The sequence below is a fragment of the Trueperaceae bacterium genome, assembly GCA_019454765.1.
Taxonomy (GTDB): Bacteria; Deinococcota; Deinococci; order Deinococcales; family Trueperaceae; genus JAAYYF01.
Window position 1 is genome coordinate 31,015 of the sequence record JACFNR010000024.1, and the last position, 9,644, is coordinate 40,658.

Consider the following 9,644-nt stretch of genomic DNA (forward strand, 5'->3'; position numbering starts at 1 on the left):
GGCGGCACCCGCGCCGCTCGACGCCGCGCGGCTGGCGACCATCGAGGGCGTCCTGGGCGGCATCGCGCGCGAGCGCGCCGCGGATTACGCGGCGGAGCCGCGGGGCGGGGCGGCGCCCGCGCCAACGCGGCCCGGCTTCGGCGCGGCGTTGCGCGCCGCCAAGGCGGGCGCGGGCGCGGCGCTGCCCGTGGCCGTCATAGCCGAGATCAAGCGCTCGAGCCCGAGCCAGGGCGCCATCGCGCCCCTCGACCCGGTCGCGGCCGCGCGCGCCTACGCGGCGGGGGGCGCGGCCGCCCTCAGCGTGCTCACGGAGCCGCGGCACTTCGGCGGCTCGCTCTCCTTCCTGACCGACGTGGCCGCCGCCGTGCCCCTGCCGCTACTGCGCAAGGAGTTCGTGGTGCACCCGGCGCAGGTGCGCGAGGCGGCGGCGTTCGGCGCGAGCGCGGTGCTGCTGATGGTCAGCGTGCTGGGCGGCGCCACGGCCGACTACCTGCGCTACGCGCAGGCGCTCGGCCTGGAGGCGCTGGTGGAGGTGCACGACGAGGCCGAGCTCGAGGTGGCCATGGCCGCGGGCGCGAGCGTCCTGGGCGTCAACAACCGCGACCTGCGGAGCCTGGCGGTGCACCTGGGGACGGCGCCGCGCCTGATCGCAGTGGCGCGCGCCGCCGGCTTCGCCGGCCTGGCCGTGGCGGAGTCAGGCTACCGGGCGCACGCCGAGCTGACCGAGCTGGTGGGGGTGGCGGACGCCGTGCTGGTGGGCACCAGCCTGGCCGGCAGCGGCGACCTCACGGCGAGCCTGCGGCGGTTGCGGGGCGCCTGAGGCTCCTCGGCCCGGGGCTATACTTGCGCCCATGCCTTCAGAACCAGCGCCGCTTGGCGCCATCCAGGAGCTGACGCTGGCGAACGGCCTGCGCGTGGTGTACGCAGCCATGCCGTGGTTGCCAACCCTGAGCGCGGCGCTCTCGTTGCCGTTCGGCTCTGCCACCGACCCGGCGGGCAGGGAGGGTTCGGCCAACGTGCTGCACGAGTGGCTGCAGCGCGGCGCCGGCGCCATGGGCTCGCGCGAGTACTCGGACGCCCTGCTCGACCTCGGGGCGCGCCGCGGCGGTGGCAGCGGGCGCGAGGCGAGCAGCTTGAGCCTCGCCTTCCTCGGCGAGGTGACGGGGCCCGCCCTCGAGCTGCTGGCGGCCGCCGTGCGCGAGCCGCGCCTGGCCGACGCGGAGTTCGAGCCCAGCCGCGAGCTGGCGCTGCAGGAGCTGCACTCGCTGCAGGACGCCCCCACCCAACGACTCTTCGAGGCGCTGCAGGAGCGGCTGTTCGCCGGGCCGCAGCGCCGCAGCGCCTACGGCACGGCGGAGGGCCTGGCCGCCCTCGACCCGGCGGGGGTGCGCGCGGACGCCGCGGCGCGCCTCGGGCCGGACGGGGCCGTGTTGGGCCTGGCCGGCGGCGGCGATTGGGAGCACCTGGCCGCCGCGGCGGAGCGGGCGTTCGGGGGCTGGCGCGGCGCGAGCGTGGCCGTGCCGGCCGCAGAGTTCGCCCCGGTGGGGCGGCATCACGTCGACGCCGACTCGAGCCAGGTGCAGATCGGCCTCGGCTTCCCGAGCCCGGCGCCCGGCACCGACGACATGTACGTCTACCTCGTGGCGCTCGAGGTCCTCTCCGGCAGCATGGGCGCGCGCCTCTTCACGGAGGTGCGCGAGAAGCGCGGCCTCGTCTACTCGGTCAGCGCCTTCTACCGCGCCCTGCGCGGCTGCGGTTACACCCTCGGCTACGCGGGCACCACCACGGAGCGCGCCGGCGAGACCCTCGAGGTCTACCTCGCCGAGCTGAAGCGCCTGGCGGCGGGGGTGAGCGCCGACGAGTTCGACCGCGCCCGCACCGGCCTGCTCAGCAACGTGGTCATGGCGGGCGAGTCGACGGGCGGCACCGCCGGTCGCCTCGCCAACGACGTCGCGCTGTTCGGCCGGCCCCGCACGCTGGCGGAGATCACCGAACGCATCGAAGGAGTGACGCTAGAGGGCGTGAACGACTACCTGGCCGCCAACCCCATCCCCGAACCGACCGTCGTGACGCTAGGGCCCAAGGCGTGACCGCCGCCCTGCGCTTCGACCACGCGAGGCTCCCCAACGGCCTGGTGGTGATAGGCGAGCACAACCCGCGCGCCGCCACCGCCGCCATGGGTTACCTCGTGCACGCCGGCTCTCGCGACGAGACGGCCGAGCTGGCGGGCGTGTCGCACTTCCTCGAGCACATGACGTTCAAGGGGAACGAGGCGTTCAGCGCCGACGACATCAACCGCTCCTTCGACGAGCTGGGCGCCGAGTACAACGCCTACACGAGCGAGGAGCGCACCGTCTACTACGGCGCGGTGGTGGCGAACCGCGCCGGCGAGCTCTTGGACGTGCTCACGCAGCTAATGCGGCCCTCCCTCAGGCAGGCGGACTTCGACATGGAGAAGAACGTCATCCTGGAGGAGATCGCCATGTACCAGGACCGCCCCGCCAGGCGCCTCTTCGAGCACGCCAACGAGCGCTTCTGGAACTCGCACCCGCTGGGGAACAGCGTGCTGGGCACTGCCGAGAGCGTTGGGGCGCTCACGCGGGAGCAGATGCAGGCGTACTTCGACAGGCGTTACGCGCCCGGCAACGTCATCTTGGCCGTGGCGGGCAACTACGACTGGGAGGCCGTGCTGGCGCACGCTCACGCCAACGCGGGCACGTGGCCGTCGTTCGAGGCGGAGCGGCTCAAGCCCGCCGCTCACCCGCGTGCGGGGCGCGAGGCGCTCGTCGACGCCGGCCTGCACCGCCTGCACGCCGCCTACTACGCCCCGGGCGTGGCGCTCGAGGCCGAGGCGCGCACGGCGGCGGCGCTCCTCGCCAGCGTGATCGGCGCGGGGGACGGCAGCCGCCTCTACTGGGAGCTGGTCGACAAGGGCCTGGCCGACAACGCCTCCCTGGCGCACGAGCCGCAGGAGGGGGCGGGCGCGTTCGTGGGTTACGTGTCCACCGCGCCGGAGCGGGCCGAGGAGGTGCTGAGCGCCTACCTGCGGGTGGTGCGGGGCGCCCAGGACGACGCGCCGACGCCCGACGAGTGGCGCCGCGCGCAACTGCGCACGGCCACGGGCCTGACGCTGAGGGCCGAGACGCCCATGGGGCGCTTCATGTCGTTCGCGGCGCAGTACCAGTCGCTCGGTGAGTACCGCAGCGTGACCGACATGGTCGACGAGGTCATGGGCACGCCCCTCGAGGCGGGCCTGGCGCTGCTGGCGGGGCGCCCGTTCGACGCCGACTTCGTGTTGACGCTCGGTCCCGGTTGAGGCGGCCGCTTGGGCGGCCGCCGGGGCGGGCGCCCAGACGGCCGCTCGGGTGGGCGGCGGTGCGCCCGCACATGAATCGCCGCTCACGCCCGCGTGCGCTGCCTCTCACGGGGCGGCGGTTACACTCTGGCCATGCTTGACGCCAGGACCGCGCCCGCCCCGACCACCGCGGGTCGGGCGCGCGCGGCCCGCGCGCGGCGCCGCGCCGCCTGGCGGGTGGCGCTGGCCCTCTGGCTCGCGGCCGCCCTGAGCGGGGCGGCCGCGCAGGCGCCGTTCGCGGCGCTGACGGTGGAGCCGCGCGGCAGCCAGGTGTTCGACATCCTCACCGGCGTGACGCTCCTGCCCGAGGGGGGCACGGTGACGGACCAGGGCCTGGGCGTGAGCCTGTCGGCGGAGCGCATCGAGTACCGCGCCCAGGAGTACGTGCTGGCGTGGGGCGTGAGCCTGCTGGGCTCGTTCGGGCACGTGACCGCCGAGACGCTGCGGATAGACCAGGTCGGTGGCAGCCTGACGGCCGCCGGCGGCCTGCGCCTCGAGCGCGACGGCCTCGCCGTCGAGGCGGCCACGCTCGACTTCGACGCCGCCACCGAGGTGGCGGCCTTCGGCGGCGGGGTGCGCGCCACGCGGCCCGCCTTCAGCGCCGACCGCGTGCTCCTCGACGTCCGCAGCGGCGACGTGCTGCTGGAGGGCGAGTACCTGTTCGAGGGCGGGCTGTTCGCCATGCGCTCGCCCGAGGGGGGCGGCCTCCTCGCCCTCAAGCTCGTGATGATCGACGGGGTCGTGAACTACGACGCCGGCACGGAGGTGGCGCCGGAGCTGCTGGCGCGCTTCGCGGCGTACCTCTAGGTCGCCGTGACGGCGGTTGTGCATGGTGTGGGCGACGGGGGTGAGGCGCGCGGGTCATGATCGGCACGTGCAACTTCGGTCCCCGCCGCTCAAGCTCGCCTGGGCGCTGCTCGCGCTGCTGCTGCTGGGGGCGGCGCAGGCGCAGTGCGCGCGCGGGCCGCTCACGGCCGAGGTGACGCTGCCGGGCCAGTTCGCCGTCTACTACCAGCAGTTCCGCAGCGACGCGGCCGCCGACTCCGCCGAGTTCTACGGCGGCGTGTGCGTGGCCGCCGTTGGTGGCGCCTGGACCGTCATCGCGGAGCGCGTGGTGGTGGGTAACCTGAGCGGCGACATCTTCCTCGAGGCCGCCGCGCCCACCCTCTACCTGGAGGGGTGGCGCCTCACGGCCGCCGACCTGGTGGCCAACCCCGAGACCCTCACCCTCATGGACGCCGTGCTCGTAGGCCCAGACGTGGGCGGCCGCGCTGAGAGCCTCGCCGTCGACATCGCCACCGGCCGCTTCACCCTCACGGACCTGGTGCTCACCGGCAGCGCCTTCCAGGTGGAGGGCGCCCTCGCCACGCTGGAGGGCGACGTGCTGGAGGTGGAGCAGGCGGGGGTGACCACCTGCATCGGGCTGGACCCGGCGCCCCTCGCCATCAGGAGCCGCAGCGCCACCGTGGCGCTGGAGGGCCGCGAGGTGCGGCTCGCGGGCGGCGAGCTGCTGGTGGGGAGCTTGCGCATCCCGCTCAGGGACGACGTGACGCTGTCTGACAAGACCCTCTCGGAGTTCGAGTTCCCCGTCAAGGTGGCCATGGTGGAGCCGAGCCCCGGCGCGCCCGCGCCGGCGGCGGGGGCGGGCCTGAGCGTGCGCGTGGTTGGCATCCCGTTGGCCGACGGGGTGACGCTGGAGGTGGGCGGCACCGGCCTCGACCCGGATCACGTGGCGCTGCCGGTGGCGCTGGTGCGGGCGGCCGCCAGCGACGGCGCCCAGCGCCTGGCGGCCACCTTCGGCCTCGAGGCCGGTGCGCCGTACCTCGACTTCGGTCTCACGGCGGCGGTGGCGCCGGGGGTGAAGGCGTCGTTCGGGGCGCGCAGCGGCGCCGCGCCCGCCAGGCGCGGGCGCCACGAGGGCCGCGCCGGCGTGGAGGCCACGCTGGACCTGCCGGCGCTGGGCGGGAGCGCGGTGGCGGAGGCGTTCGCGGCCGTGACGGCCGTCACGGCCGACGCGGCGGCGGCGCAGCCCGTGGTGGCGGGACCGCGGCTGGGGGCGCGGCTGAGCCTGAGCGCGGCCAGTCAGGAACTGGCAGCGGGAGGCGTGCCGCTGGGCCGTTTCGCGCTCGAGAGCCGCGTGCAGGTGACCCACTACCCGGGCACCTGGGGTTCCGCCGCAGCGGCCGGCGCCGTCACGCAGTGGGGCGTGCGCCTGGCGCCGTCGTGGCAGCTGAGCGCCGGGCCCGTTAGCGCCACGCTGGCGTACGACGCGCGCTTCACCAACGCCGCGTCGCCCTTCGGCAGCGCCGTCGACGGCCTCACGCCCCTGCAGCGCGCCACGGCCGCCGTGAGCGTGGCCGGCCCCCTGGGCGGCGGCCTCACGGGGAGGCTGGGGCTGGGGGCCAGCTACGACCCGTTCGCCACGCCCGGCACGCCCGCCGGGGTGAAGCGGCTGCGGGCCGACGGCGTGCTAGAGCTCGACGCGGCGCCGTGGACGGTGACGCTCACGGCCGCGTTCGAGGCGGCGGGCCTGGTGACCGCGGCGCCGGGCGTGCGGTCGTTCGTGACGCTCGACGCGGAGGCGCGCCGCTTCGGCTGGCCGGTGGTCGGCACGCACGTGCCGTACGGCGCGTTCGAGTTCGGGGTCGGCGCCGAGTACGACCTGCTCGCCGCCAGGCTCGCCCACCTCGAGGCGCGCCTGGGGCTGCCGGTGGCGTTCGACACCCTCGAGCTGCGCCCGTTCGTGGCCGTCGACTTCGCGGCCGTGCTGGAGGGCGGCGCGCCGGGCGTGAGCGGTTACGGGCTCGACGCCACCTTCATCACCTGCTGCGGCTCCGTGACGGTCGGGGCCATCAACGATAGGGGCCGGTGGGGGGCGTCGCTGGCGGTCGACCTCGAGCGCCGGCCCGGCGGCAGCGGCGGCACGAGCGTCCCCACGGCGCCGGCGCCGGTGGTGGGCGCGGGCGAGGCGCCGGGCCACGAGGACGCCGACGCGCCGCCGGGTATCATGCCGGACGCGCCATGAGGGAGCCAGTTCCCAGGCGGCGGCCGCCGCGGCCACGCCTCTCGACGAGGATCGACCGTTACCTGCTGCGGGAGAGCCTGCCGCCCTTCCTGTTCGGCCTGCTGCTCTACTCGAGCCTGGCGGTGGTGAGCGTCACCATCCCGCGGCTGCAGTGGGTGGTGGGTGCGCCCGTGCTGGAGCTGGCGGCGTGGCTGCTCGTGCAGTTGCCGCAGGTGATGGTGCAGACGTTCCCCATAGCCCTGGTGCTGGCCGTGCTGCTGGCGTTCGGGAGGCTGGCGAGCGAGAACGAGCTGTTGGCGCTGCGGGCGGGCGCCGTGCCCGTGCGGCGCACGGCGGGCGTGTTCGTGGGCCTGGGGTTGGTGAGCGCGGTGATCGTGTTGGCCATCAACCAGTGGGTCCTGCCCGTGACGAACACGATGGTGACCAAGCTGTATTGGGAACTCACCGCCGGACAGACCGGTCTGTTCAGGCTGGCGCAGCAGGCGCTGCCCGTCGACGACTTCACGCTGCACTTCGAGACGGCGGCCGAGCGCGGCACGGTCATGCGCGGCGTGCGGATCGAGCGCTGGGACGGCGACGTGTTCACCCTGCTGCGCGCCGACGCCGGCCGCTTCGACGGCGCCAACCTGGTGCTGACCGGTTACCGCATCGACTCGCTCGACCTGGCGGCCCTCGACGCGCCCGCCGCCGACCCGGCCGCCGCCCTCGCCGCCCTGGTCAGGTTGCGCAACGTGGCGCCGTCGGCCACCGCCCCCCTCACCATCACCACGAGCGTCACGCAGGACGAGCTGGTCACGCGCTTCGGGAGCGGCGGTTTCGAGGACGACCGCTCCATCACGCGCCTGTGGCAGGACGCGCGGCGCGAGGGCGCCTCGGCCACCGCCAGGCGCCAGGCCGCCGTGCTCATGCAGCGCAAGCTGGCAGAGCCCTTCACCAACCTGGCGCTGCTGCTGGTGGCCGTGCCCCTCAGCCTCGCCTACGCCCGCACGCGCGGCGTGGCGTTCGGGCTGAGCCTGGTGGTCACGCTGGCGTGGTACCTCTTCTACACCTTCGGCCAGCTCTTCGCGCAGACGGGGCAGCTGCCCGTGTGGCTGGGGGCGTGGCTCGGCAACCTGGTGTTCGCGGCGCTCGGGTTGGCGCTGATGGCGCGGCGGACGCGGTGACGCCCCGGGGCATCCCACGCGCTACGACCTGCCACGAGGCGCTACGCTGGACGCGTGAAGACGATCAGCCAACGGGAACTGCGTGACCGCAGCGCCGCCGTCATGGACGAGGTCGAGAGCGGCGAGACCATACGCATCAGTCGCCGGGGTGTCGAGGTGGCCGAGCTCCGCCCGTTGGCGGCGAGCGCTTTCGTTCCCACTGCCGATATGGCCCGACGGTTGAAGCGGTTCGGGAGCGGTGGATATTGGCGCCTGCGGGAGGAAGCCGACGAGCTCTTCGGGCCCGGTGACTGAGGGGGCCGGCCGCAGCGAGCGCCTGCTGGAGATCGAGTAGTTGTCGCTGGTGCCGTCGCCGTTCGACGCCGTGGCGGCGCGCGCGTCGAGGTCGTCTGATCGGCGGCCCCACCTTGCGTTCCGGTCGGCCACGACTCAAATCGGCCACAGGCGCAGGTGGTAAACTCACCATTCTGATGGCCGCCTCGGTTCCCGCCCCGGTTCCAAAGAGCCTCCTGGCAGCCACCAGCTACCTGGCGCCGCCGGACGCCGCCAAGCTGGCGGAGGCGTACGCCTTCGCGGAGGAGATGCACCGCGGCATGCTGCGGCGCTCGGGCGAACCGTTCATCACGCACCCCGTGGCGGTCACCGAGATCCTCGCCGAGATGAAGCTCGACGGCAGCGCCCTCATAGCCGGCCTGCTGCACGACACGGTGGAGGACACCCCCGCCACCTTCGAGCAGGTGGAGGAGCGCTTCGGCGAGGTCGTGCGGCGCATAGTGGAGGGCGAGACGAAGATCAGCAAGCTCGCCGTGCGGGTCTACGAGAACGAGCAGGCCGAGAACCTGCGGCAGATGCTCCTCGCCATGACGAGCGACGTGCGCATCATCCTCGTGAAGCTGGCCGACCGGCTCCACAACATGCGCACGCTCAGGTTCATGCCGCCCCACAAGCAGCTGTCGATCAGCGAGGAGACGCTCGAGATCTTCGCGCCGCTGGCGCACCGCCTTGGCATCAACCACATCAAGAACGAGCTCGAGGACATAGCCTTCAGGTACCTAGAGCCCGAGCGCTACCTGCAGCTTCAGCGCCAGGTGCGCATGCGCCAGAGCGAGCGCGAGGCGTACGTCAAGAAGAGCATCAAGCTGCTGGAGGGCCGGCTCACGCAGGAGGGCCTCACCTTCGAGCTGTCGGGCCGCAGCAAGCACCTCTACAGCATCCACCGCAAGATGCTCCGCGATCACCGCAACTTAGACCAGATCTTCGACCTCATGGCCATCAGGGCCATCCTCGACCCGGAACCCAACGGTCACGGCCTGGCGCAGGAGGACAACGAGAAGGCCGTGTGTTACCGGGCGCTGGGCATCGTGCACTCGCTGTGGACGCCCATCCCGGGCCGCTTCAAGGACTACGTGGCCGTGCCCAAGCCGAACGGCTACCAGAGCCTCCACACCACCGTCATCGGGTTGCAGGGGCAGCCCATAGAGGTGCAGATCCGCACGCGGCGCATGCACGAGGTGGCCGAGTTCGGGGTGGCGGCGCACTGGGCCTACAAGGAGGGCATGACCGACAAGGCCGAGGTGCAGCGCCGCCTCGACTGGATGAAGCAGCTGCTCGAGGTCGACACGAGCTCGGAGGACGCCGGCGCCTTCGTGGACGCCGTGAAGACCGACATCTTCAGCGAGCGCGTGCTGGTGTTCACGCCGGCGGGCGACGTGGTGAACCTGCCGCGCGGCTCCACCCCCATCGACTTCGCCTACCACGTGCACACCGAGGTGGGCCACAGGTGCATTGGGGCGCGCGTGAACGGCGAGATCGTGCCCCTCAACCACGAGCTGACCACCGGCGACAGGGTGGAGGTCCTCACCAACCGCTCCAGCCAGTACGGGCCAAGCGCCGACTGGCTCAACATCGTGGTCACGCGCGGCGCCAAGCAGAAGATCAAGCACTACTTCAGGGCTCAGGCGAGGCAGATGCAGCTGGAGGGCGGCAAGCGCGCCCTGGAGCGGGCGCTGCGGCGCCGCAGCCTGCCCGTTGCCAAGCTGACCACGCGCGCCAAGCTTGAGGAGGTGGCCAAGCAGCTCGTGAACGTGGAGAACGTGGAGGA

The 9,644-nt window shown here is 73.5% G+C and carries 8 protein-coding genes; all 8 read left to right on the top strand.

Features of this window, described 5'->3' with window-relative positions:
* Positions 1-40: 40 nt before the first annotated feature.
* On the top strand, positions 41-820 hold the full coding sequence (trpC, locus tag H3C53_08180; protein ID MBW7916642.1) for an indole-3-glycerol phosphate synthase TrpC: 780 nt from the start codon (positions 41-43) through the stop codon (positions 818-820).
* A gap of 31 nt (positions 821-851) precedes the next feature.
* Positions 852-2,090, top strand: coding sequence for an insulinase family protein (locus H3C53_08185; GenBank protein ID MBW7916643.1), 1,239 nt, complete (start codon positions 852-854; stop codon positions 2,088-2,090).
* Between the two features lie 86 nt (positions 2,091-2,176).
* The gene (locus H3C53_08190; GenBank protein ID MBW7916644.1) at positions 2,177-3,316 is read left to right on the top strand and encodes an insulinase family protein; all 1,140 of its coding nucleotides are present in this window, start codon (positions 2,177-2,179) and stop codon (positions 3,314-3,316) included.
* A gap of 132 nt (positions 3,317-3,448) precedes the next feature.
* Positions 3,449-4,162 (top strand): hypothetical protein, encoded by a 714-nt coding sequence (locus tag H3C53_08195; GenBank protein MBW7916645.1) that lies wholly within the window; start codon positions 3,449-3,451, stop codon positions 4,160-4,162.
* Between the two features lie 67 nt (positions 4,163-4,229).
* A complete protein-coding gene (locus tag H3C53_08200) occupies positions 4,230-6,380 on the top strand; it encodes a hypothetical protein (GenBank protein ID MBW7916646.1) in 2,151 nt (716 codons plus the stop codon).
* Entirely contained in the window at positions 6,377-7,543 is a 1,167-nt protein-coding gene (locus H3C53_08205) for an LptF/LptG family permease (protein ID MBW7916647.1), read from the top strand. The genes H3C53_08200 and H3C53_08205 overlap by 4 nt, the downstream gene beginning before the upstream one ends.
* A 54-nt stretch (positions 7,544-7,597) precedes the next feature.
* Positions 7,598-7,837 carry a type II toxin-antitoxin system prevent-host-death family antitoxin gene (locus tag H3C53_08210; protein ID MBW7916648.1) on the top strand — a complete coding sequence of 80 codons (240 nt, stop codon included), beginning with the start codon at positions 7,598-7,600 and terminating at the stop codon, positions 7,835-7,837.
* 176 nt (positions 7,838-8,013) lie between these two features.
* The coding region (locus H3C53_08215) for a bifunctional (p)ppGpp synthetase/guanosine-3',5'-bis(diphosphate) 3'-pyrophosphohydrolase (GenBank protein MBW7916649.1) at positions 8,014-9,644 on the top strand (1,631 nt) is incomplete at its 3' end.